This is a genomic window from Curtobacterium sp. TC1 (assembly GCF_019844075.1).
Classification (GTDB): Bacteria; Actinomycetota; Actinomycetes; order Actinomycetales; family Microbacteriaceae; genus Curtobacterium.
The window spans coordinates 2,924,534-2,947,558 of sequence record NZ_CP081964.1; the positions used below are offsets into that span (position 1 = coordinate 2,924,534).

Below are 23,025 nucleotides of genomic sequence, written 5' to 3' on the forward strand. Positions count from 1 at the left end.
AGATTTTGGAACCTCGGGAGCAGCGGGGCGGGGCGGCGCGGGGCGGGTCAGGCGGCCGGGGACTCGACGGTCTCGACGGTGCCGGTCGCTCCGGGGTGCTCGTAGTGCGCGCGCACCAGGATCGGACGGTGGTCGGAGATGCCCGCCGGCAGGGTCTCGACCCCGGCGATGTGCAGCCCGACGCTCGTCGCGAAGTCGAAGTGCCCCGTGAACTTGCGGTAGCGCAGGTAGGTCGGCTGGTCGGAGAGCGACAGCGCGAAGCCGTGCTGTTCGATCTTGCGACGCAGGTTCGTCTGGAACCAGGGGTAGTTGAAGTCGCCGACCATGACGGCGGGGACGTCCTTCGCCAGCTCGCGCAGGAACTGGTGCGCCGCCTCGATCTGCTTGCGGCGCAGCGAGTTCGTCGCGGTCAGCGGTGAGGCGTGGAACGAGGCGACGACGACCTCGGCGTCGGCCTCGTTGTCGCGCAGGTGCATGGCGATGAGCCGCTCGTGCGCGGGCGCGAGGACCCGGTCGTGCAGGGACTTCTGCAGCGAGTGGATGCTGAAGTCCTGCACCTCGAAGCGGTCGTCGCGCTTGTAGATGGCGAGTCCGAGGCGGTTCGTGCGGGTCGACGCGGCGAGCGAGAGTCCACCGATCGACGGCGCCAGGTCGTTGCTGTCGCACTCCTGCACGCAGATGACGTCGGCGTCGGAGGCCTCTGCCAGGGCGGCGAGTTCACCGTTCGCGGTGTGCTCGCGGAGGTTGTAGCTGACGACCCGGAGGGCAGTGGGCGGCACGCCTGCGTCGGTGGCGATCGTGCTCTGCTGTTCTGGCGCGGCCATGCTGCCTTCCTGTCCGGGTGGTCCGGGTCACCCTGCCGCGGCAACCGTACTCGGCGTTCGCAAACGGATGCTGAGACTGTAACGCCTGTCGGGTTTCACGCGTGTGACCGTGACGGAAACGGACAGCCCCGCGGGGCGTGCGCGCGGCCGCACGGAACCGGCAGCGCTGCGCAGTACGGGACGGATCAGGCGCGGACCCGGCGGGCGGGGCGGACGGTGTCCCCCGCTGTGCGGCTCATCAGGATGCCCTCGACGCACGCGACGGCGAGCAGCGCCGCGATGACCCAGAACGCAACGGTGTACGGGCCGTCGCCACCGAGCCCACCGGCCGCACGGATGACGACCGCGGCGACGGCGACGCCGAAGCCGGCGGCGGTCTGCTGCAGCGTCGACGAGAGGGTGTTCGCGGGGGTCATGTCGGCCTGCTCGACGTCGGCGAAGGCGATGGTGTTGTACGCCGTGAACCCGACGGAACGGGCGGCTCCGCTGACGACGAGCAGCACGGCCAGCAGCCAGAACGGGGTGTCCTCGGTCATGAAGGCCATCGCGACGACGGTCAGCGCCGCGATCGCACTCGACACGATGATCACCGGGCGGTACCCGAACCAGCGCAGGAACGGGGTCGTCATCGGCTTGATACCGAGGTTGCCGACGAAGACCCACAGCACGGCGGACCCGGCGAGCACGGCACTCCAGCCCCAGGCGTCCTGGAACAGCAGCGGGAGCACGAACGGCACCGCGGAGACCGCCAGCCGGAACAGGCTGCCGCCGGCGTGCGACACCCGGAAGGTCTCGAGCCGGAACGCCTCGAGTCCCATGATCGGGTGCGGTGCCCGGCGGAAGTGCCGGATCGCGAACCAGCAGCAGACGGCTCCGACGACGCCGGACACGATGACGGCCAGGACCGGGATGACGTCGAGCGCGAGCAGGGACGCCATCACGACGAGCGACCCGAGGCCGAAGCACGCCAGCAACGACCCGAACCAGTCGAACGGCACGCGCTGCGCCGCGCGCTCCTGCGGGACGAGCACGAGCGCGGCGACGAACGCGATGACGCCGAGCGGGATGTTGATCAGGAAGATCCAGTGCCACGTGAGGGTGTCGACGAGCACGCCGCCGATGAACGGGGCGATGATCGGCGCGGCCAGCGCCGGCCAGGTCAGGATCGCGATGGCCGTGACGAGCTGCTCGCGGCCGGCGCTCCGCAGCACGACGAGCCGGCCGACGGGCACCATGAGCGCACCGCCGAGCCCCTGCAGGATGCGCCAGAGCGTCAGGTCGACGAGGCCGGTCGACATCGCGCACAGCGCGGACGCGATCGTGAAGAGGGCGATCGCGCCCGCGAAGACCGTGCGGGACCCGATCCGGTCGGTGAGCCAGCCCGAGACGGGGATGAAGACCGCCAGCGTGACCAGGTAGGCGGTGATCGCGACGCCGACGGCGGCGGAGTCGACGCCGAGGTCGCGTCCCATCGCCGGTGCTGCGGTCGCCAGGATCGTGCCGTCGAGGAGCTCCATGAAGAAGGTGCCCGCCACGAGCACGGCGACCGCCGTGCTGCCCGTCCGTCGTCTGGGTGTCGTCGTCATCGTCGCCATGTCGCGTCAAAGGCTATGCCCACCGCGGCGTCACGCGACGATCCGCGTCGCAAGCTTCCGCCGCCTTGTTGTGCATTGCAGAATGATGCGCACCAGCGCGTTGCCCTGGCGGTCCGCCGAGCGGGAGCGTGGGGGCAGCGCGACGACAGGAGGCCCACCGATGACCGACGCCGACACGACGACCGGGACCGTGACCACGAAGGGCGCCTGGGATCCGGCAGCGAGCACGCCGCACCACGTCCTCGACCACGCCCACCTGCCCGTGATGACCCTGCGCGAGTCCGCCCTGGCGAACAACACCGCCGTCATGCAGGCCTACGTCGACCGGCACGGCCTGCTGTTCGCGCCGCACATGAAGACCCACATGGCGCCGGACCTCGCCGCGCGGCAGATCGACGCCGGGGCCTGGGGCGTCACGGTCGCATCCGTCCAGCAGGCGATGGTCGCGTGGGAGCACGGCGTGCACCGCATCCTCGTCGCGAACGAGGTCCTCGACCCCGCCGGCCTCGCCTGGCTCGCGTCCCGGCGCACGGTCGACCCGGACGCCGACGTCCTCTGCTACGTCGACTCCGCCGCGGGTGTCACCGCCGCGGTCGCCGCACAGGGGGCCGTCGGCGGCGAGCTGCACGTCCTGGTCGAACTCGGGTTCCCGGGCGGCCGCACCGGGGTCCGCTCCCCTGACGACGCGCGTGCCCTCGCGCGCCTCGCCCACGACGCCGGACTCGCGCTCCGCGGTGTCTCCGGGTACGAGGGCGGTCTGCCCGGCGTCGACGCTGCACGCGGGTACGTCGACGGCGTGCTCGACGTCGCCGAGGACGTCCGCGGGCTCGTCGACGGTCGCGGGCTGCTCAGCATGGGCGGCAGCGCCTGGTTCGACGCCGTCGTCGACGCCGTGGCGCGACGCACCGACGACCTCGACGTGCTGCTGCGTTCGGGTGCGTACCTGACCCACGACGACGGGTTCTACGCCGATCGCACGCCGTTCGGCCGGCACCCGGCCGAGGGATCGCTCGTCGCCGCGATCGAGGTGTGGGGACGCGTCACGTCCTGCCCCGAGCCCGGGCTCGCCCTCGTCGCGGTCGGGAAGCGCGACATCTCCTTCGACGAAGGGCTGCCGGTCGTGCGGGCGGTCCGGCCAGGAGGCACGGCGGGCGCCGCGCAGGTCGTCCCACCACCCGGGGCGGTCACCGTCACCCGCCTCGACGACCAGCACTGCTACCTGGCGCTGGCGGACGGGGCCCCCGAGCTCACGCCCGGCGACGTCGTCGTGTTCGGCATCTCGCACCCCTGCACGGTGTTCGACAAGTGGCGGCAGGTGCACGTGCTCGCCGACGACGACACCGTGCTCCGGACGATCGCGACGTGGTTCTGATGCGCGCGACCACCGCTGTCCCGGTGCCGACCGACGGCGACGGACCCGCGCGCAACGCTGCGCTGTCGCTGCGCCGCGGGCTCCGCCTGCTCGACTGCATCGCCGACCGCACCCGCAGCGGCGCGGTGTCCGTGAGCCTGTCCGTGCTGGCCACCGAGCTCGGCACGTCGAAGTCGACGGTGCTCCGGCTGACCGCCCCGATGCTCGAGAACGACCTGCTGCGCCGCACCCCGGACGCCGGGTTCACGCTCGGGCTCGGCGCCCTGCTGCTCGGGCAGAGCTACCTCGAGGGCATCGACCTGCGCTCCGCCGCCGCACCGTTCCTGCGCCGGACCGCGGAGCAGACCGGGCTGACGTGCCACCTCGTGGTGCCGGACGGCACCGACATCGTCTACGTCGACAAGGTCGAGACCCGCGGCACGGTGCGGATGGGGTCGCGCATCGGCAACCGCCTGCCCATGCGGAACACCGCCTCCGGCAAGGCGATCGTCGCGTTCGGCGAACCGGAACTGCTCGACCGCGTGCTCGCCGAACCGGCCCAGGTCATGACGGAGCACACCATCACCGACGACGACCGCTGGCGGCACGAGGTCGACCGCACGCACGGTCGCGGGTACGGCATCGACGACCGCGAGAACGAACCGGACATCCGGTGCGTCGCCGCCCCGGTGTTCGACCACGCGAACCAGGTGGTCGGCGCGATGAGCATCTCGGGGCTCGCGTCGCGGTTCCCCGCAGCCGCGGTCCGCGAACTCGGCGACGGCGTCGTGCGGACCGCGCACGAGATCTCGGTCGCGCTGGGGTCCTCGTCGGCGCAGCTCGCACTCGCGCGGGGTGCCCGGTGACCGGCTCGGTGCTGACGTTCGGCGAGACGATGCTGCTCCTGACCGGGCGCGACGTCGGTGCGGTGCCGGACCTGGAGCACATGCGGGTCGACACCGGCGGAGCCGAGAGCAACGTCGCGATCGGTCTGGTCCGCGCCGGGGTGCCGGCCACGTGGCTCGGTCGGGTCGGCACGGACCCCGCCGGCGACCGGGTCACCGCCGACATCGGGAAGGAAGGCGTCGACGTGCTCGCCGTCCCGGACGCCGAACGCTCCACCGGCATCATGATGAAGGAGCGGCTGCTCGACGGCCGCACGCGGGTCACCTACCACCGCCGGGGTTCGGCCGGGTCGGCGCTGACGGCGACCGACCTGCCCGGCAGCATCGTCGAGACGGCGGCGCTCGTGCACGTCACGGGCATCACCCTCGCGCTCTCCGAGTCCGCGCGGGACACCGTGACCGCGGCCCTCGACCGGGCGTCCGCCGCCGGCGTGCCGGTGTCCTTCGACGTCAACCACCGGCCGAAGCTCATCAGCGCCGACACCGCACGTGACCGGTACCGGGCCGTCGCCGCCCGCTCCGCGGTGGTCTTCGCCGGGGACGACGAGGCACGGCTCGTGCTCGGCCGTGACGAGCACGACGCCGACGCCGACGAGGAATCGCTCGCGCACGAGCTCGCCGCACTGGGACGGGGCCGCGCGGTCGTGAAGCTCGGCTCCCGCGGTGCCGTGGCGTCGATCGACGGCGTGTTCCTCCGGCGACCCGCGACCCCGGTGCGCGTCGTCGACCCGGTCGGTGCCGGTGACGCCTTCGTCGCGGGGTGGCTCGCAGCGAGCCTGGGCGGAGCGGACCCTGCCGAGGCGCTCGACCGAGCCGCCGACGCCGGCGCACTCGCCTGCACCGTCGAGAGCGACTGGCGCCGCCCGGACCCCGAGGCCCTGCACCACGCTCCGGACCCGTCGGACACCGACCACGCCGTGCACGACCGCGTCGACCGCTGACGCCGTGCCTGCCGAACACCACCACTCGAGGAAGCGCACCATGACGAACGACACCACGAGCACCGAGCAGCACGCCGGTGCGCGGCACCGCCACCAGGCCGGACCGGCGATCGCGATCCTCCGCGGCGGCACCGGCGACCACGTCGAGGCCGTCGTCGCCACCCTGGTCGAGTCCGGCGTGACCGCGATCGAGATCACCACGAACACCCCGCGGTGGCGCGAGGGCATCGCGTGGGCGGTCGAGCGGTACGGTTCCGCGGCGTCGATCGGCGTCGGCACCGTGCTCGACGTCCGCCAGCTCGACGAGGCCGCCGCGGCCGGAGCATCGTTCGCGGTGAGCCCGCACCTCGACGCCGAACTCGGCGAGCGCGCACACGAGCGTGGCCTCGGCTGGTACCCCGGTGCCGCGACCCCGACCGAGATCGTCCGCGCGTGGCGGCTCGGTGCCCGTGCGGTGAAGGTGTTCCCGGCGGCGCAGCTCGGCGGACCCGCGTTCCTGCGGCAGGTCATGGCACCGCTCGACTTCGTCGACGTGATCCCGACCGGTGGCATCGGGGTCGACGACGCCGCGGACTACCTGGCCGCCGGGGCGGTCGCCGTCGGGCTCGGTTCCCCGCTCGTCGGCGACGCGCTGACCTCGGGCGACCTCGACGCCCTGCGTGCGCGGGCCGGCCGCCTCGTCGCGGCGCTCGACCGATGACCGTCCCGGGGAGCACGACCGGCGGTCCGGTCCTGCTGCGCGGCGGGTCCGTGCTCGGCGTGGACGGCGCTCCGGTGCGCGCCGACGTCCTCGTCGCCGACGCCGTGATCCGCGCCCTCGGCCCGGACCTCGACGCCCCCGTCGGCGCGCACGTGATCGACTGCGACGGTCGCCTGGTGCTGCCGGGCTTCGTCGACGCGCACTCGCACGCCGGTTCGCTCGTGTTCGACGAGGGGGTGCAGCTCGCGCTCCTGCGGCAGGGCGTGACCACGATCGTGACCGGACAGGACGGCGTCGGGCCGGCCCCGGGCGACGGTTCGTACGCCGCCACGTACTTCGCCGCCATCGACGGCCCCCACCCGGCGTACCGGGGTGGCGGGGTCGACGGGCTGCTGACGACCTACGACGGCACCACCCCGATCAACGTCGCGACGCTCGTCCCCGCCGGCACGGTCCGTCACCAGGTCATGGGCGACGACCCGGGGCCGGCGGACAGCGCACAGCTGGCGGCGATGCGCGAGCTCGTGCGGGACGGCCTCGCGGACGGAGCGGTCGGTCTGGCGACGGGGCTCGACTACGTCCCCGGCCTGTTCGCCGACACCGCCGAGCTCGCGGCGCTCTGCACCGAGGTCGCCGCCGTCGACGGCCTGTACGTCTCGCACATGCGCGGTGGCTACGAGGGCAACGCCCGCGCCGGCCTCGACGAGATCGCCGCCATCGTGCGTGGGTCGGGTGTCCGGGCGCACGTCTCCCACCTGCACGCCCCCGTCGACCTCGCGGTGACCGCACTCGCCGCGCTCGAGGCCGAGGGCGCCCCGATGTCGTTCGACGCCTACCCGTACTCGCGCGGCTGCACGATCCTGTCGATGCTCCTCCTGCCCGCGGCCCTCGCCCGGCCCGGCACCGAGGACCTCGCCCACGCGATCGCCGACGACGGGGGTCGCGCCGCGGTCCGTGCCGCCGTGCTCGACCGCGTGCTGTCCCGCGCTGACCTCGGCACCGGGTGGGCCGAGCAGATCACGCTGTCGCACGTGCCCGCCGCCGAGTTCCACGCGCTGCAGGGACGGACCCTCGCCGACGCCGCCGAGGCGACCGGGACGGATCCGGTGGACCTGGCGCTCGACGTCCTGGTCGACTCGGCGCTGCAGGTCACCGCCGTGATGCGCGTGCCCCGACCCCGGACCGCCGACGACCTCGCGCCGCTCTTCCGGCTGCCCGGGCACACGGCCGGGTCCGACGGCATCTTCGTGGGCACGCACCCGCACCCCCGGGCGTACGGCACGTTCGCGCGCTACCTGCAGGACTTCGCGCGCACCGGGCTCCTGACGTGGTGCGAGGCCTCCCGGCACCTGTCGACGACCGCCGTCGAGCGACTCGGGCTCGGCCGACGCGGCTCGGTGGCGGTCGGGGCGGTCGCGGACCTGGTGGTCGTCGATCCCGATCGGGTGGCGGCGCAGTCGAGCTACGACGAACCGATGCGCCTGGCCGAGGGCATCGACGACGTCCTCGTCGCCGGCGTCCCCGTGCTCGTCGACGGTGCCCTGACGCACGCGACCCCCGGCGCCGGGCTGCGTCGCCGTCCGGGTCGGATCGACCACGAGCAGGGAGCAGCAGGCACCGGGGGCCGGTGAGGCTTCACACAGCCTGCCCGGTCGTCACGAGGCGCTGGGCAGCACCGCGACGACGTCGATCTCGACCAGGATGTTCGCCAGGTGCGACTGCACGGTCGTGCGGACCGGGTACGGCTGCGAGAAGTGCTTCGCGTACTCCTCGTTGAAGGCCGGGAAGTCACGGTCGGAGTGCTCGAGGTGCACCGTGGACTTCACGACGTCGTCGAGGGTGGCACCGTGCTCGGCGAGGACCGCTGCGACGTTGGCCAGCACCTGGGCGGTCTGTCCGGCCACGTCGTCGGCGATCGCGCCGGTGGCGGGGTCCTGCGGGCCGAACCCGGCGGTGTAGATGAAACCGTTGGCGACGATGCCCTGGCTGTAGGGTCCGGCGGGCTTCGGGGCGTCGTCGGTCACGATGGCGGTCTTCGGCGCGGTGGGGTTCGGCACGGTTGCTCCTGGGTTCGTCGGTCGTCGGCGGAGACTCCAGGCTAGGCGGAGGCCGTGCGGTGGCGCCGACCACACGACCGACGCTTTCCGCACTGCAGAACGCGGGGCGTGCCTCCCGTCCGGGGTGCCGCACCGACCACCCAGGTGGAGGGCGACTACCCTGGCCGGGTGCCGTCCTCCCTGCCCAAACGCCGCCGAGCGCGCGCGTGAGCCGGCTGGACGGCGCGGTCACCGGGACCGCCGCGAGCGGACGGCGCCGCGCACTCGACACCGTCACCTCCCTGTCGGCGTGGGCGGCCGTGCTGCTCGTCTGGACCGGCGGCCGGATCGTGTCGACGCTCTGGCTGGCGCTCGCGTACCCGCTCATCGGCAGGGCGATGCCGGACAACGCCATCTGGGGCAACGAGCACGGCTTCACGGCGTTCCTCACCGCCTGGGACGGACAGTACTACGAGCAGATCTCGTTGCACGGCTACCCCGACGTGCTGCCGGTCGACGCCCTCGGCAACGTGGCCCAGAACGCCTGGGCCTTCCTGCCGGCCTTCCCGTTCACGATCCGGATGCTCACGGCCTCGACCGGGCTGCCGTTCACCGTCGGCGCACCGCTCATCTCCGTCCTCGCCGGCCTGCTGGCGACCTACCTGCTGCACCGCCTCGTCCGTGACCGCGCGGGCAACGCCGCGGCGATGTGGGCGGTCTTCTTCTTCACGTGCGGCCCGCTGTCGTTCCTGCTGCAGGTGGGCTACGCGGAGAGCATGTTCCTCGCGCTCACGTTCGGCGCACTGCTGGCCCTGGAGCGTCGGCGGTACGGGCTGCTCACCGTGCTCGGGGTCGCCGCCGCCTTCACGCGTCCGGGTGCGTTGGCCGTACCGCTCGTGCTCGGGGTCATCGCCCTGGTGCGGTGGGTCCGGGCGCGCCGTGGGACCGGGCGTGTGCTCGACACGTTCCCGCTCCGTGAACAGGTGCAGGTCGTCGCCGCTGGTGTCGTGATGGTGGCGGCGGGACTCGCGTGGCCCGTCATCGCGTCGCACGTGACCGGGACGCCGAACGCCTACCTCGAGACCGAGATGTCCTGGTGGGTGAACTTCATCGGCCGCGTGGACTTCGTGCCGCTGTCGCCGTGGTTCCTCATCGCGGGGCGCTGGCTCGGCGTCGGCGGGATCCTCATCGTGGTGTTCCTGCTGGTCGGGTTCCCGATCTGGCTGCTCCGCCGGTCGACGAAGCGGCTCGGGTCGACGACCGTGCTGTACTCGGCCGCCTACGCGCTGTACATCTTCGCGGTGTCGCTGCCGATGGCCTCCACCCCGCGGCTGCTGATGCCCCTGGCGCCGTTGTTCGGGTCGCCGGAGCTCGTCGCGAAGCCCTGGATGCGGTGGACGTTCGTCACCGCGGCACTGGCCGGGCAGCCGGTGCTCGTCGCGGTGCTCTGGCTGCTCGGGCCCCCGTAGCGGTCGCCGACGGCGGTTCCGGCGGCGGGTCCGACGCGGAACGACGAATCCGCTGTCGTACGACAACGGGTTCGTCGTTCCGCGTCGGCCCCGGACCCGGACCCCGACCGGCCCCGACGTGCGCCGCTACAGCTCGACGGTCCCGTGGTCGCCGGTGTCCGGCTGGCTCTGCTTGCCGAGCGCGGCCTTGAACATCTGCACCAGGCTGCCGACGGGGCCGGTGTCCTGGGTCCAGTACTCGACCGAGACCCCCTCGACGGTGAGGAGCCGGATCGACGGGTCCTGACGCCCCTCGGGGAACCAGGCCTCGGCGAACGGGGACCACAGCTCGTCGACGACCGAGTCGTCCTGCGTCACGGTCGCGGTCCCGGCGATGGACAGGTACCCGCCCTGCGACTCGATGGCGACGTTGACGTGCGGGTTCCGGGCGATGTCCTCGACCTTCTCGCTGCCGTCCTGCACCAGGAACCGCAGGGTCCCGTGGAACGTCTTGTCCTGCACGGCGAGGGGCCGGGCGTGCAGGCTCCCGTCCTCGCTCACCGTGGTGAGCAGTGCCGTGTGGGCGCCGTGGACGATGTCCGAGATGGCGGCGCGCTGGTCCGTCTGCGTGTCGGTCATGATGCTCCTTTGCGTCGTGCGCCCCACCCGTCCCGACGTTCGACCGCGGGTCCGGCGGGGCCGTACCGTTCCCGCCAGTGTGCCCCTCCACGCTGGGCGCGTCCGGCACGCGACGGCACCACCCCGACCGGGAGGCCCGCGTCGGCGCCCGCGGGCACGTCCGGACGTGCGGGTGGCCGGCTCGCAGGGCCCGCGCCCCGTCCGGTGCGGATCATGCGTCCGTACACATCGACACGCCACCAGACGATCACCGCGTGCATCGTCGGAACATGCACACGCACTGGATGCATGCGCAACGAGCGACACTCCACGAGTCGATCCGGTGGTGGATCGACGGAAGATGCACCCGCACGGAACGGGTCAGGCGGGCTCACGGATGGTGGTCTCGACATCGACGACCTGCGGGACCCGCGGCATCGAGGCGAAGCCGAACGCGACGGGCGGGTCGAGCGGCGCGAGCGTTCCGAGGGGCTCCCCCGCCCAGGTCCCGCGCACGCCGGTGACGTCGTGCGCCCCGGTCACGCCGTAGTACTCGCGCCGGCCGTTCCCCGCCGAACCGGCGGTGCCGGACCCGGGTGCGACGAGCCGGGCGATCGGGTCGATGGCGGCGAGCCAACGGGGATCACGGGCGACGGGCTTCGGCACGATGCGGAGCAGACGTCCGAGCGGCGAGATCGTGCCGACGTCGACCGAGACCTGCAGGGCGCCGGCGTCGAGCTCCAGCCCGCGGGCCGTCCGTCGCGCCCGGACGTCGACCACGGAGACGGTGTCGAAGCGGTAGGTGCCGGAGACGTACGCGGCGACGATCTCGTCCGGCGCGAGCAGCACGCTGGTGCCGTCGGGGAGTTCCAGGAACACGTCGGTGAACGCGCCGAAGGGCGAGCGGTCCCACATCCCGACGACGATCCGGACGCCGGAGGTGGTCCCGGCGCCCATGATCCGACCGCGGAACCGGCGCTCGACGGGAGGGGTGCTGGGACGTGACGGCATGCCGTGGACCGTACCCGGCGCCCCCGTGAGCCGGACCGACGGAGTCGACCCGGGCCTCCCGGCCGACCGCGCCGACCGCCTACGGGACGGGGACGGGCTCGGCGAGCAGCTCGCGCACGCGGGGCGCGACCTGCGTGCCGTAGAGCTCGATCGACCGCAGCATGTCCTCGTGCGGCAGACGACCGGTCGCGTACCGCATGTCGAACCGCGAGGCGCCGAGGATCCGCATGTTCCGGGCGACCTTCCGCGCCACCGTCTCGGGCGACCCGACGTAGAGCGAGCCCCCGGCGGACAGGCCGGCACGGTAGCCCGCGACGTCGAGGGGCGGCCAGCCGCGCTCCCGACCGAGCTGGTCGGTGACGGCCTTGTGGTACGGCCAGTAGCGCTCGGCGGCTTCCTCGTCGGTCGCGGCGATGAACCCCGGCGAGTGCATTGCGATGGGCTGCTGCGGCAGGTCGAGCTGCGTGAGCGCCTGCCGGTACAGCCGTGAGAACGGGGCGAACTGCGCGGGCTGCCCGCCGATGATGGCGAGGAACAGCGGCAGGCCGTACGACGCCGCGCGGATGACCGACTGCGGCGAGCCGCCGACGCCGATCCAGGTGGGGATGGCGCCGTGCTCGAGCTTCGGGAAGACGTCCTGGTCGACCAGGCCGGCGCGCTTCGTGCCGGACCACGTGACGGCGTCGCCGCCGCGCAGGGCCGCCCAGAGCTGCAGCTTCTCCTCGAACAGGACCTCGTAGTCGCTCAGCTCGTAGCCGAACAGGGGGAACGACTCGGTGAACGAGCCGCGGCCGAGGATGACCTCGGCACGACCGTTCGAGATCGCGTCGACGGTGGCGAACCGCTCGTACACGCGGACCGGGTCGTCGGAGGACAGCACGGTCACGGCCGAGCCGATCCGGATGCGCTCGGTGCGTGCGGCGATCGCGGCGAGGACGACCTCGGGCGCGCTCACCACGAAGTCGGCGCGGTGGTGCTCGCCGACGCCGATGAAGTCGATGCCGACCTGGTCGGCGAGAACGGCCTGGTCGACGACGTCGCGGATGCTCTGCGCGTCGGACTGCAGCGTGCCGTCGGCGAGTTCGGTGACGTCGCCGAAGGTGTCGATGCCGAGCTGCACGGGGCCGATCCGCTCGGGTGCGGGCGGCGGCACGTCCGAGGGGCGGTCGGTGCCGAATGCGTTGCTCATGGTTCCTCCTGATCGCATTTCCATGCGTTTGCATCAACCTACCACGACCGGGGCAGTCCGGCCAGCCGCCACGGCCAGCGCGGCCAGGCTGGCACGGCCAGCGCCCGCGTGTACGGTCGCCCGCATGCCGAAGCTCCCTGACCAGACCGGACGCAGGATCGTCGTCACCGGCTCCAACAGCGGCACCGGGAAGGAAGCCGCGACCCGCCTCGCCGCCGCCGGCGCCAGTGTCGTGGTCGCCGTCCGCAGCACGGAGAAGGGCAACGCCGCCGCGGCCGAGATCCGCGCCGCCCACCCGCAGGCCGACGTCGAGGTGCGCGAACTCGACCTGGCGGACCTGGCAAGCGTGCGCCGCTTCGCCGCGGGCATCGTCGACGAGGACCGACCGATCGACGTCCTGGTCAACAATGCCGGCGTCATGGCGCCACCGCAGCGGTTCGAGACCGTCGACGGCTTCGAGCTCCAGTTCGGCACGAACTTCCTCGGCCCGTTCGCGCTGACGAACCTGCTGCTGCCGTCGCTGCTCCGCGCCGAGGCACCGCGGGTCACGACGATGTCGAGCCTCGCCGCGATCCCCGGTCGGATCCGCTTCGGCGACCTGCAGTGGGAACGCGGCTACAACGGCTGGCGCGCCTACGGCCAGTCGAAGCTCGCCGACCTGCTCCTCGCGCTGCACCTGCACCGGCTGACCGTCGAGGCGGACCGCACCCTGGTCAGCACCGCGGCGCACCCCGGCTACACGCGCACCAACCTGCAGTCGGCGGGCCGCTCGCTCGGCCGTGCGAAGCCGGTGCGGTCGAGCAACCGTGCGCTCCCCTTCACGCAGGCGGTCGAGCAGGGCACGGAGCCGCTGCTCTACGCCGCGGTCGGCCCGAACGCGGTCGGCGGCGCGTACTACGGGCCGGCCGGCCCCTTCGGCCTGACCGGACCGACGACCGCCGTCTCGATCCCCGGCTCGGCGCGGAGCGCGGACCTCGCCCGCTCGCTCTGGGCCGTCGCCGAGGACCTCACCGGGACGCGTCCGCCGCTCTGAGCGCGGGGCGGGGCGGGACTCGCGCGGGGCGCGGGGCGCGGCCGGGAGGCCCGTGGCGCATCCGGCGCGCCGCCCACGTCAGACGCGGTGCAGCTCCACGGACCCGTCCAGCCGACCGGGTTCGGTCAGGCGGGCGTGCTGGAGGACCGTGCGGTCCGCGCCGATCGCCGCGGCGACGATCGACAGCGTGGTCATGTGCCCCTCGGCCTCGTGGGCGTCGCGGAGGATCGCGTCGGGGTGGTTACTCGGCAGCGCAGCGGACTCGGCCAGGACGCCGAACCACCCGCCCCACCCGTCCCCGGCGTCGTCGCCGGCGTCCACCGAGCGGAGTTCGTCGAACGGCCCGAGCACCGGCGGACCGACCGGGGCGTCGACCGCGCGGAAGGCCTCCAGCCAGCGGCCGATGCGCGGCGACGACGGGTCGTCCGGTTCACCGTGCGTCACCATGTGCACACCCGGGCCGAGCTCGGTCGTGCGGACCCGCGTGCCGTCCCAGGTCAGGACCGCTGCGCCGTCGGCGGTCGCCCGCACCAGGTTGAACGCGCGGGTGGTCGGCAGGGTGCCGTCGTGTCCGGGCAACAGGTCGTCGGCGACGGCGTCGACCGGCACCACGCCCCGGGTCGTCCACGTCCCGTCGGCGGTCGGCACCGGCTCGCCGCGGCTCAGCACGACCGCGAGTCCGGCGCGGTCCGAGGCCGCGAGCCACGCACCGCCGGCAGCACGGTCGCGGACACCGCGGACCCCGGGGTCGCGGTCCGGCCACCACGCCGCCGGCGGGTCCCAGGGCCGCTCGGGCGACTCGTCCCGCAGGGCGAGCACGGTGACGGGCCACACGGACCCGGGGTCGACGCGGACGACGACGGTGCACATGCCGTCGATCCTCGCACGTGCCCCCGGTAGCGTGAGCGACGTGAACGCAGCAGCAGAGCGCGCCCTGACCGTCATCGTGGGGATCACCGGGGGCATCGCCGCCTACAAGGCCGTCGGCGTGGTCCGCGACCTCGTCAAGCGCGGGCACGAGGTGCACGTGGTCCCGACCGAGGGGGCGCTGCGCTTCGTGGGCCTGCCGACGCTCGAGGCGCTCAGCCGCAACCCCGTCACCACGAGTGTCTGGGACGACGTCTCCGAGGTCCGCCACGTCGCCCTCGGCCGTCGCGCGGACCTGGTCGTGGTGGCCCCGGCGACCGCGGACTCCCTGGCGCGGATGGCGAACGGCCTGGCGAGCGACCTGCTCGGCACGACGCTGCTCGCCACCGACGCGCCCGTCGTCGTCGCACCGGCGATGCACCCGCAGATGTGGGAGCACCCCGCGACCCGGGCCAACGTCGCCGTCCTGCGTGAGCGCGGCGTGCACCTGGTCGGACCGGTGGTGGGCGCACTGACGGGCGACGACGCGGGCATCGGCCGGATGGCGGACCCCGAGGACATCGTCACGGCAGCGCTCGCCGTGCTGGACGGACCGGACGCGGCGGGTCGACGCACCGGCAGCGACCGGGTGCCGACGTCCGGCGCCCGGGCACGTGGTGACCAGGGCGACCTGTCCGGCGTCCGGGTGGTCGTCAGCGCGGGCGGCACCCGCGAACCGTTCGACCCGGTGCGCTTCGTCGGCAACCGGTCCAGCGGTCGCCAGGGCCTGGCGATCGCCGCCGACGCAGCAGCCCGGGGCGCCGTCGTCACCGTCGTCGCCGCGAACGTCGAGGCCGGCCTGACCGCAGGCATCGACGCGACCGTCGTGCCGGTCGGGTCCGCGCTCGAACTCGCCGAGGCCGTGCACGCTGCGGCGGCCGAGGCAGACGTCGTCGTGATGACGGCAGCCGTCGCCGACTACCGGCCGGCCGAGGTGCTCGCCGAGAAGCTGAAGAAGGACGCACAGGGCGAGCGGATGACGCTCGAACTCGTGCGCAACCCCGACGTGCTCGCCGACCTGGTGGCCGCGCGGCGCACCGGGCAGGTCATCGTCGGGTTCGCCGCCGAGACCGAGCCCGACCGCGCCGCCCGCATCGAGCTCGGACGGGCGAAGATCGCCCGCAAGCCCGCCGACCTGCTCGTCGTGAACCACGTCGGCTGGTCGGCCGGGTTCGAGCGCGAGGAGAACGCCATCGAGGTCCTGGTGCCGGGCGGCGAGGTCGTCCGCGAGACCTCGGGCACGAAGGCCGAGGTGGCGGCGGCGGTCCTCGACCTCGTCGCGACCGCACTGACCTGATTCCGAGGACCGGCGAGCACGATGGGGCGATGCGACGACGTGAGCGGATCAGACGTGCCACCCGGACCGCCGGCCTCCTCGCCGTGCTCCTCGGCGGAGCCGGCGTCACCCACTTCGCACGGCCGCGGCACTACGACCGGATCGTGCCGGACGCCCTGCCGCCCCGGCTGACGACGGTCGTGTCGGGCGTGGCCGAGCTCGGGATCGCCGCGGGGCTCGCGTTCCCGGCGACACGTCGGGCCTCGGGGTGGGCCGCGGCCGCCCTGTTCGCGGCCGTCTTCCCGGCCAACGTGAAGATGGCGAACGACCTGCTCGACAGCCCGCGATCGACCCGGGCGATGCGGCTCGTCTCGGTGCTGCGACTCCCGCTGCAGGCCCCGCTCGTCCTGTGGGCCGTCCGCGTCGGCCGGCACGCGCCGAAGCGGTGAGCCAGCCGTCCTGGACGCGTGCGGCCGTGCCGCTGCTGCACCGCCCGGTGACCCAGCACGCGTGGGACGACATCGTCTTCGCGCACTGGCGCCACGACCCCGACGCCCTGACGCGACTCGTCCCACGGGGAACGCGTCCCGACGTGGTCGACGGCAGCGCCTGGGTCGGGCTGACGGCGTACGTCTTCCGCGAGACCCGGGTGCCGCCGTTCCCCTCCGCCGGTCGCCTCGGCCGCATGACCGAGGTCACCGTCGAGGTCCTGACCGTGGACGACCAGGGCCGTCGCGGCGTCGCCTACCGCACCGTGGACACCGCGAACGTGCCGGCGATCGTCGCCGCACACGCGCTGCTCGGGGTGCCGTACACCTTCGCGCACGCCCGGTCCCGCCGCCGAGGCGAGGTCGTCGCACACCGGTCGGTCCGGCACCCGGCACGTGCCCTGCACCCGGTGCGCTGGGCACGGTCGCTGCGGCAGGAACGGCCATCGGGCACGACCAGGCCCCGGCACGCGGCCTCGATCCGGGTGACCGCCGGCGACGTCGTCGACACGCCGCTCGCCGCCGAGCTCACCACCCGGGCCGGGATCCACGCCCGGTACCTGGCGCAGACGCTGTTCTGGCAGCGACAGCACCCACCGCTGACGGTCCGGTCGGCGCGCCTCGACCGACTCGAGGGCGACCTGCCGGACGCGGTCGGCATGCCGGGGCTGTTCGACCGGGCACCGGACTCCCTGCTCGTCGTCGACGGCACCACGGTGCGGTACGCCTGGGGCGGGGTCGTCCGGTGATCGACCACACGACCGGCGACCCCGTCCGGTACGACCTCGACCGCTTCCTGCGCGCGCAGGACGGCGTGCTCGACGACGCCCTCGCCGAACTGCGGCGCGGGCGGAAGACCTCCCACTGGATGTGGTTCGTCTTCCCGCAACTCGCCGGCCTCGGGCGGAGCGCCACCGCGGAGCACTTCGGCGTTCGTGGACTCGCCGAGGCGCGTGCGTACCTGGCGCACCCGGTGCTCGGCGAACGGCTGCGGACCGCCGCCACCGTCGTCACGGACGCGCCGGCGCCCTCGGCAGAGGCACTCCTGGGCGGGACGGACGCCCTGAAGCTCCGGTCCTCGATGACGCTGTTCGGCCGGGCGGCCACCGGTGCCGAGCCCTTCGCAGCGGTGCTCGACCGCTGGTTCGACGGCGAGGAGGACCCGGTCACCGTCGGCATGCTGGACGCCGGCGACCGACCCCCCGGGGACACGCGCTGAACCGAGCGGAACGCCGGTCTCATATCAGGTACGGTGATCGGTGCGCGTGCACCGACCGCGCCCCGATCGAAGGAGAACGCATGCCGGTCCCCCGCAGCGCCCCGACCGAGCACCAGCTGCTCCGCGACACCGTCCGCCACAAGATCCACGACGCGATCATGGACGGCACCCTCGTCCCCGGCGAGCGGCTCAACGACGACGAGCTGATCGCCTGGCTCGGCGTCTCCCGCACCCCGATCCGCGAGGCGCTGAGCCAGCTCTCCCGCGCCGGCCTCATCGAGATGGCGCCGAACCGGTACACGCGCGTCACGACGCCGGACCCCGCCGAGGTCATCGAGGCGATGCAGACCCTCGGGGTGCTGTTCGGCGGTGTCGTCCGCCTCGCGGTGCCGCGTCTCGGCGCCGGTGCGCGCAAGAAGATCCTGGCGCAGCTCGACAAGACGATCGCCGAGCTCGAGTCGCACGACGTGCCGGCCGTCAACCACGACGCGCTCGACGTGTTCGCGCTCTACGTCGCCGAGTGCGGGAACGAGAACCTGCAGCGTGTGTGCCGCGACACCATGGACGGCCTGGCCTTCCGCCTGCGCCTGCCGAACCTCGACGAGCTCGTCGACTGGGACCGCATGACCGAGGACTTCCGCCGGCTGCGCGCCGCGACCGAGTCCGGCGACAACGTCGCCGCCGAGCTCGCGACCGAGGCGATCCACCAGCTGCCGGGCGAGAAGCGCTGAGTCCGACTGTACCGACGCACAGGAACCCGCCCGTCTCGCCGGCGCGAGGCGGGCGGAGGACGTTCTCCGGGCCTCCCGGACACCCCGTCCAGGCCCGTGACCGACGCGCACGACGCTCCCAGACTGGGCGTCCGGCGAGCCGATAGCATCGCTGGCGACCACCCGATCGCCCACCCGGAGCAGCACATGAGTCCTCGATCGACGGACCGTACCGAGGTCGCCGCGCGTCTGGCTGCGGCGGTCGGACGGATCAACCGGCGAGCACGGACGGACTCGGCCTCGCTCGGGTACGGGATCGTGTCCGCACTCGCCACCATCCAGCGCGAAGGACCCCTGCGTCCGGGCGACCTGTCGCGGATCGAGGTGGTCACGAAGCCCACGATGACCCGCATCCTGACCGAGCTCGAACAGCGCGGGTTCATCGAGCGCGAAGCCGATCCCCGAGACGGCCGCGCCTTCATGGTCTCGGCCACCGCCGAGGGCATCGAGGCGGTCGAACGTGCGCGGTCCGACCGCACCGGCATCGTGGCCGAGCTCATCGCGGAGCTCGGCGAGTCCGACGTCGCGGCGATCGCCGGGGCCCTCGACGCCCTCGAACGCGTCGCCCAGGGCGACCGGGTTCAGGAACCTCACACGTTCTAGGCCCGAGCGGGCCGTTACCGAACCGTTACCAACGGGTGGACGGACGGTTCTGCCAGCGATCCTGGACGCGTCACCCAGTCGGGCGGGTCATCGTGTCGGCTTCGCCCGACGACGGCCTCCCCAGGGCCGGTCGCGGCGGACGGACGGGCCCCACACCACCGTCCGGTCCTCCCCGGTTCGCCGGACTCCCCCACCGACGCTCGTCCCGACGAGCGTCACGCCCCCAGACCGCCACCCGCGCGTCCGGGTGCCCGGAGTCCCGCACCACGAACCGCCCGACCACCGGAACCGATGCCAGGACGCACCCCCGACCTCCCCACCACCACCGCCTCGACCCGACGTGAGGCCCTGGACTCCCCCAGCCGGCGCGTGCGCCGAGCCCTGCGCCACCGGGCGCTCCGCCACCGTGCGACCCTCGTCGTCGGCGGCGCCGCGGTGCTCGCCGTCGCCGGCGGCGCCCTCACGATCGGCACGCAGCCCGCCATCGGCGAAGCCCTCGGCATGGCGACCGGCACCGCGAGCGCGTCCGCGACGGCCCAGCCGGCCCTGCGCGGCACCGCCCTCGACCGTGCCCAGGCGGCGGCGACCATCTCGACCGCGAAGACCGTGCTGGCCACCGCGAACGACAAGACCGACACGGCGTCGCTCGAGCAGCACGTCGATGCACTGAGCGACTACCCGGAGCTGTCCGGCGCCGCGCTCACGACGCGCATCTCGTCGACCGTCGAGTCGACCGCGCACGTCGCCCAGGCCAGCGCGACGCAGGACAAGCGGGACGTGGACGCGAAGGCAGCAGCAGCCGCGAAGGCCGCCGCCGAGCAGCGGGCCGCAGCAGCCGCCGCCGAAGCCGCCCGTGCCCTCGCGGCCGGCAACACCGTCGCCGGCGCCAAGGCGACGGCCACCTCGCTGGCGTCCTCCGAGTACGGCTGGGGCGCCGACCAGTTCCAGTGCCTCGACAACCTGTGGACCAAGGAGTCCGGCTGGGACTACCAGGCCGTGAACGCCGACGGCGGGGCGACCGGCATCCCGCAGGCACTGCCCGGTTCGAAGATGGCGACCGTCGGCTCGGACTGGCGGACCAACGCCACGACCCAGATCAAGTGGGGTCTGCAGTACATCAGCGCCGCGTACGGCACCCCGTGCTCGGCGTGGGCGCACTCGCAGGCGAACAACTTCTACTGAGCGTCGACTGCACCTGATCGTCGCTGGACGGCCCCGGGTTCCGCCCGGGGCCGTCCGTCCTGTGGGCATACCGGGTGACGACGATCGGACTGCGCCGGATGGCGCCCCGCGACCCCGCCGAGCGCCACCGCGCCGCGAGCCCCCTGGAACTGCTGTTCGACCTGGTGTTCGTCGTCGCGGTCGGGTTCGCGGCCACCAACCTGCACGAGATCGAGGCCGAGGGGCGCGTCAGCTCCGCGGTGGTGGCCTACGCGATGGTGTTCTTCGCCATCTGGTGGGCGTGGCTGAACTTCAGCTGGTTCGCGACGTCGTTCGACACCGACGACTGGCTGTACCGCGTCACGACGTTCGTGCAGATGGCCGGCGTGCTCGTGCTCGCCGCCGGGGTGCACGCCGCCATGACCGAGGGCGACTTCACGGTCCCGGTGATCGGCTACGTGGTGATGCGCCTGGCGATGGTGGCGCAGTGGCTCCGCGTCGCCGTGTCGTCCCCGCGGTACCGCCGCACCGCACTCCGGTACGCGGTGGGCATCGTCGTCGTGCAGGTGCTCTGGGTCGGGATGCTCGCACTGCCGGAGGGATCGACGGCGTGGGCGTTCCCCGTCCTCGTCCTGCTCGAGGTGCTCGTCCCGCCGATCGCCGAGGGCACGGGCGAGACGACGCCGTGGCACACGCACCACATCGCCGAGCGGTACGCGCTGTTCACCCTCATCGTGCTCGGCGAGGGACTCGTCGCCTCGGCCAACGCGGTCATCGACGGCATCGCCGAGGCCGACCACCTCGCGTCGCTGCTCGTGCTGGCGGCCGCCGGGCTCGTCATCGTCGCGGGACTGTGGTGGATCTACTTCTCTCGCGAGCAGCACGACCACATCCGGAACCTGCCGAGCGCCCTCGTGTTCGGCTACGGCCACTACGTCGTGTTCGCCGCCGCCGGGGCGCTGCCGGCCGGGATCGAGGTCGCGGTCAGCGCGGACGCCGGCGAGGCCGAGCTGTCGCACGCCACGGTCGCGGCGACCGTGGCCGTCCCGGTCGCGCTGTTCGTGCTCGCGATCTGGGCGCTCGCACTCCGGCCAACGCTGTCCGCCGGGTGGAACGCGACGGTCGTCGTGCTGGCCGTCGCGGTCCTCGCGACGATCACGGTGCCGGACGTCTCACTCGTCGCCACCGCGGTGCTCGTCGCGGGGATCGTCGTGGTGCTCGAGGTCGCCGAGCGGCGTCCGGGCACGCGCCGCGTGCGCTGAGGACGCGACCGCGTGTCGGACGGGAGGTCCGTCACGGTGCCGCTACGGGCCTCCCGTCCGTCAGTGAGCCGGGTTCACCCCACCCGCGCGACCCGCACGTCGACCCGCGTGAGCGCCAGGCCGTGCGCAGACGCCGCCGCGAGGGCGACGTCGTGCACGGCACGGGCCACCTCCGGCGCGGGCCGGTACCCGTCGGTGCCGATGACGACGCGCAGGACGCCGTCGTCCACGACGACGCGTGCGGGGGTCGCGCTGGACGCGATGCCCCGGACGGCGCTGACGGTGCTCGCCACGGTCGGGCGCGCACGGTAGAGGTCGGTGACGCCGGGGACGCCGATCACGGCCTGTTCGACCGCGGCGAGGGTGTCGTCGTCGGAGCTCATCGGGTCTCCTCGGTGTCGGTGTCGGTATCGGTGTCGGTGTCCGTGTCGGTATCGGTGTCGGGATCCGGTTCGAGCAGGTCGCGGACCACCACGTCGACGGCCTCGACGAGCAGGTCGGTCTGCTCGGCCAGCGCCTGGGCGACACCGGTCCGGACCAGGTCCGCCGTCGCGACGATCGACGGGCCGGAGACGATCGCGACCTCGACGACCACGCGGATCGGTGCGGCGAGTTCGGTGACGTCGCCGTCGAGCCGGCACCGAGCGACGAGCACGCCCGGAACACCGTCGCCGGTCCGGCGGATCAGCGATCGGATCGCGCCCTCGGTCATCACCGGGCGCTCCGACTCGGACTGCGGGCGGAGGGGCACGTCGCGTCCGGAGCGGGACTCCAGCGAGATGTTGGCGAGCACGCCGCCGATCCAGGACTCGTCGGCCGGGGCCTCGTCGCGGGCCGCGGCCTCGAGCGATCCGAGCGACGCGTGCCGCACCCGCAGGATCGCCGCGAGGGCGTTCTGGCTCGCGGGTGAGCCGTCGATGCTCGGGTCCGGCGGCTGCATCCCGGCGTCCAGGTAGTCGGCGAGCTCGTCGATGGAGTGGCCGTCGAGGTCGTCGGGTTCGAGTGCATCGAGGTCGCTCATCGCCATCCCTCCATGAGTCGGATCATGTTCTTCCTCGCTCGGGACAGGAGTCCGCGGACCGTCGACGGAGGCAGGTCGAGTTCGGCGGCGATGTCGTCGTAGCTGTACTCGAGCACCTCCTTCATGATCCAGCAGCGTCGTTGGGCTTCGGGCAGTTCGGCGAGCGCCGTCTCCGCCGCTTCCTCGCGTGAGCGGGCCTCGGCGACCCGGTCGGGAGCGTCGTCGGCGGGTGCGGCGACCTCGAGTTCGGTGACGTCGTCGTGGAACCGTCGGGCCCGGATGCGGTCCAGGCACTTCCGGCTGAGGATCCGCATCAGCCACGACTTCACCTTGGCGTGGTCGTCGAGACGGTCCAGGCGGTCCCAGGCGGTGATGAAGGTGTCCTGCACGACGTCGTCGAGTTCGTCGGTCGACCCCAGGGTCCGACGGGCGTAGGCGCGCAGGAGCGGTGTGTAGCGGCGGATCAGGACCTCGAAGGCCCGGACGTCGCCATCGGACGACCGGCCGGCGAGGACCGCGTCGTCGAGCTCGGCGAGGGACTGGTGGTGCACGCTTTCCTTCTACTGGTGGTGGTTGGAGTTCCGCTGGACGCGCTTGCGCACGGGGACGACGCGCAGCGGCCCGACCGGTCGGGCGCTCACCGGTGTGACGCACCGGACCGGCGGTTC

Annotated in this window: 25 protein-coding genes; 15 read left to right on the forward strand and 10 right to left on the reverse strand. The window is 73.3% G+C overall.

Features of this window, described 5'->3' with window-relative positions; translation table 11 throughout:
- Nucleotides 1-47 precede the first annotated feature (47 nt).
- Together KZI27_RS14880 and KZI27_RS14885 are read right to left on the reverse strand one after the other, a co-directional pair.
- Nucleotides 48-824 (reverse strand): endonuclease/exonuclease/phosphatase family protein, encoded by a 777-nt coding sequence (locus tag KZI27_RS14880; protein ID WP_123313909.1) that lies wholly within the window; start codon nt 822-824, stop codon nt 48-50.
- 185 nt (nt 825-1,009) lie between these two features.
- Nucleotides 1,010-2,419: an MFS transporter gene (locus tag KZI27_RS14885; RefSeq protein ID WP_222658213.1), complete on the reverse strand. Its 1,410-nt coding sequence runs from the start codon at nt 2,417-2,419 to the stop codon at nt 1,010-1,012.
- 160 nt (nt 2,420-2,579) lie between these two features.
- Here KZI27_RS14885 and KZI27_RS14890 point away from each other — a divergent pair, with 160 nt between their 5' ends.
- Genes KZI27_RS14890 through KZI27_RS14910 form a run of 5 tightly spaced genes read left to right on the forward strand, consistent with a single transcriptional unit; the run spans nt 2,580 to nt 7,947 of the window.
- Complete coding sequence (locus KZI27_RS14890) at nt 2,580-3,791, forward strand: alanine racemase (RefSeq protein WP_222658214.1); 1,212 nt, start codon at nt 2,580-2,582, stop codon at nt 3,789-3,791.
- Complete coding sequence (locus KZI27_RS14895; RefSeq protein ID WP_222658215.1) at nt 3,791-4,636, forward strand: IclR family transcriptional regulator; 846 nt, start codon at nt 3,791-3,793, stop codon at nt 4,634-4,636. The genes KZI27_RS14890 and KZI27_RS14895 overlap by 1 nt, the downstream gene beginning before the upstream one ends.
- Nucleotides 4,633-5,616 (forward strand): sugar kinase, encoded by a 984-nt coding sequence (locus KZI27_RS14900; protein ID WP_222658216.1) that lies wholly within the window; start codon nt 4,633-4,635, stop codon nt 5,614-5,616. The genes KZI27_RS14895 and KZI27_RS14900 overlap by 4 nt, the downstream gene beginning before the upstream one ends.
- A gap of 40 nt (nt 5,617-5,656) precedes the next feature.
- Entirely contained in the window at nt 5,657-6,316 is a 660-nt protein-coding gene (locus KZI27_RS14905; protein ID WP_222658217.1) for a bifunctional 4-hydroxy-2-oxoglutarate aldolase/2-dehydro-3-deoxy-phosphogluconate aldolase, read from the forward strand.
- Nucleotides 6,313-7,947, forward strand: coding sequence for an N-acyl-D-amino-acid deacylase family protein (locus KZI27_RS14910; RefSeq protein WP_222658218.1), 1,635 nt, complete (start codon nt 6,313-6,315; stop codon nt 7,945-7,947). Before KZI27_RS14905 ends, KZI27_RS14910 begins: the two co-directional genes overlap by 4 nt.
- A 24-nt stretch (nt 7,948-7,971) precedes the next feature.
- Here KZI27_RS14910 and KZI27_RS14915 read toward each other — a convergent pair whose 3' ends face one another.
- Nucleotides 7,972-8,373 carry a RidA family protein gene (locus KZI27_RS14915; RefSeq protein WP_123313916.1) on the reverse strand — a complete coding sequence of 134 codons (402 nt, stop codon included), beginning with the start codon at nt 8,371-8,373 and terminating at the stop codon, nt 7,972-7,974.
- Nucleotides 8,374-8,579: 206 nt separating this feature from the next.
- On the opposite strand from KZI27_RS14915, the gene KZI27_RS14920 reads away from it, so the two are divergent.
- The gene (locus KZI27_RS14920; protein WP_222658219.1) at nt 8,580-9,821 is read left to right on the forward strand and encodes a hypothetical protein; all 1,242 of its coding nucleotides are present in this window, start codon (nt 8,580-8,582) and stop codon (nt 9,819-9,821) included.
- 126 nt (nt 9,822-9,947) lie between these two features.
- Here the strand turns inward: KZI27_RS14920 and KZI27_RS14925 are convergent, their stop codons facing one another.
- The 3 genes from KZI27_RS14925 to KZI27_RS14935 form a co-directional block, all read right to left on the reverse strand.
- Complete coding sequence (locus tag KZI27_RS14925) at nt 9,948-10,439, reverse strand: pyridoxamine 5'-phosphate oxidase family protein (RefSeq protein ID WP_123313918.1); 492 nt, start codon at nt 10,437-10,439, stop codon at nt 9,948-9,950.
- Between the two features lie 360 nt (nt 10,440-10,799).
- Nucleotides 10,800-11,429: a hypothetical protein gene (locus KZI27_RS14930; protein WP_222658220.1), complete on the reverse strand. Its 630-nt coding sequence runs from the start codon at nt 11,427-11,429 to the stop codon at nt 10,800-10,802.
- 79 nt (nt 11,430-11,508) lie between these two features.
- Nucleotides 11,509-12,618: an LLM class flavin-dependent oxidoreductase gene (locus KZI27_RS14935; RefSeq protein WP_123313920.1), complete on the reverse strand. Its 1,110-nt coding sequence runs from the start codon at nt 12,616-12,618 to the stop codon at nt 11,509-11,511.
- Between the two features lie 124 nt (nt 12,619-12,742).
- Here KZI27_RS14935 and KZI27_RS14940 point away from each other — a divergent pair, with 124 nt between their 5' ends.
- Complete coding sequence (locus KZI27_RS14940) at nt 12,743-13,651, forward strand: SDR family oxidoreductase (RefSeq protein ID WP_222658221.1); 909 nt, start codon at nt 12,743-12,745, stop codon at nt 13,649-13,651.
- A 78-nt stretch (nt 13,652-13,729) separates the two neighbouring features.
- On the opposite strand, the gene KZI27_RS14945 is transcribed toward KZI27_RS14940, so the two are convergent.
- Nucleotides 13,730-14,521 (reverse strand): NRDE family protein, encoded by a 792-nt coding sequence (locus tag KZI27_RS14945; RefSeq protein WP_222658222.1) that lies wholly within the window; start codon nt 14,519-14,521, stop codon nt 13,730-13,732.
- A 64-nt stretch (nt 14,522-14,585) separates the two neighbouring features.
- On the opposite strand from KZI27_RS14945, the gene KZI27_RS14950 reads away from it, so the two are divergent.
- The 8 genes from KZI27_RS14950 (at nt 14,586) to KZI27_RS14985 (ending at nt 21,336) form a co-directional block, all read left to right on the forward strand.
- A complete protein-coding gene (locus tag KZI27_RS14950; protein WP_222661407.1) occupies nt 14,586-15,854 on the forward strand; it encodes a bifunctional phosphopantothenoylcysteine decarboxylase/phosphopantothenate synthase in 1,269 nt (422 codons plus the stop codon).
- 29 nt (nt 15,855-15,883) lie between these two features.
- Complete coding sequence (locus KZI27_RS14955) at nt 15,884-16,282, forward strand: hypothetical protein (RefSeq protein WP_123313923.1); 399 nt, start codon at nt 15,884-15,886, stop codon at nt 16,280-16,282.
- Complete coding sequence (locus KZI27_RS14960) at nt 16,279-17,070, forward strand: YqjF family protein (protein ID WP_222658223.1); 792 nt, start codon at nt 16,279-16,281, stop codon at nt 17,068-17,070. Before KZI27_RS14955 ends, KZI27_RS14960 begins: the two co-directional genes overlap by 4 nt.
- On the forward strand, nt 17,067-17,540 hold the full coding sequence (locus KZI27_RS14965) for a DUF1810 domain-containing protein (RefSeq protein ID WP_261783914.1): 474 nt from the start codon (nt 17,067-17,069) through the stop codon (nt 17,538-17,540). Before KZI27_RS14960 ends, KZI27_RS14965 begins: the two co-directional genes overlap by 4 nt.
- An 80-nt stretch (nt 17,541-17,620) precedes the next feature.
- Nucleotides 17,621-18,271, forward strand: a complete 651-nt coding sequence (locus KZI27_RS14970) for a GntR family transcriptional regulator (RefSeq protein ID WP_123313926.1) — start codon at nt 17,621-17,623, stop codon at nt 18,269-18,271.
- A 186-nt stretch (nt 18,272-18,457) separates the two neighbouring features.
- Nucleotides 18,458-18,913, forward strand: a complete 456-nt coding sequence (locus KZI27_RS14975) for a MarR family winged helix-turn-helix transcriptional regulator (RefSeq protein ID WP_123314088.1) — start codon at nt 18,458-18,460, stop codon at nt 18,911-18,913.
- A 291-nt stretch (nt 18,914-19,204) separates the two neighbouring features.
- The gene (locus KZI27_RS14980; protein ID WP_222658224.1) at nt 19,205-20,095 is read left to right on the forward strand and encodes a phospholipase; all 891 of its coding nucleotides are present in this window, start codon (nt 19,205-19,207) and stop codon (nt 20,093-20,095) included.
- 74 nt (nt 20,096-20,169) lie between these two features.
- On the forward strand, nt 20,170-21,336 hold the full coding sequence (locus KZI27_RS14985; protein WP_261783915.1) for a low temperature requirement protein A: 1,167 nt from the start codon (nt 20,170-20,172) through the stop codon (nt 21,334-21,336).
- A gap of 74 nt (nt 21,337-21,410) precedes the next feature.
- Here the strand turns inward: KZI27_RS14985 and KZI27_RS14990 are convergent, their stop codons facing one another.
- From KZI27_RS14990 to KZI27_RS15000, 3 genes are read right to left on the reverse strand one after another with little or no spacing between them, the layout of a single operon-like run.
- The gene (locus KZI27_RS14990; RefSeq protein ID WP_222658225.1) at nt 21,411-21,719 is read right to left on the reverse strand and encodes a hypothetical protein; all 309 of its coding nucleotides are present in this window, start codon (nt 21,717-21,719) and stop codon (nt 21,411-21,413) included.
- Nucleotides 21,716-22,357, reverse strand: coding sequence for a hypothetical protein (locus tag KZI27_RS14995; RefSeq protein ID WP_222658226.1), 642 nt, complete (start codon nt 22,355-22,357; stop codon nt 21,716-21,718). Before KZI27_RS14995 ends, KZI27_RS14990 begins: the two co-directional genes overlap by 4 nt.
- Nucleotides 22,354-22,908: an RNA polymerase sigma factor gene (locus tag KZI27_RS15000; protein ID WP_222658227.1), complete on the reverse strand. Its 555-nt coding sequence runs from the start codon at nt 22,906-22,908 to the stop codon at nt 22,354-22,356. Before KZI27_RS15000 ends, KZI27_RS14995 begins: the two co-directional genes overlap by 4 nt.
- Nucleotides 22,909-23,025: the final 117 nt, after the last annotated feature.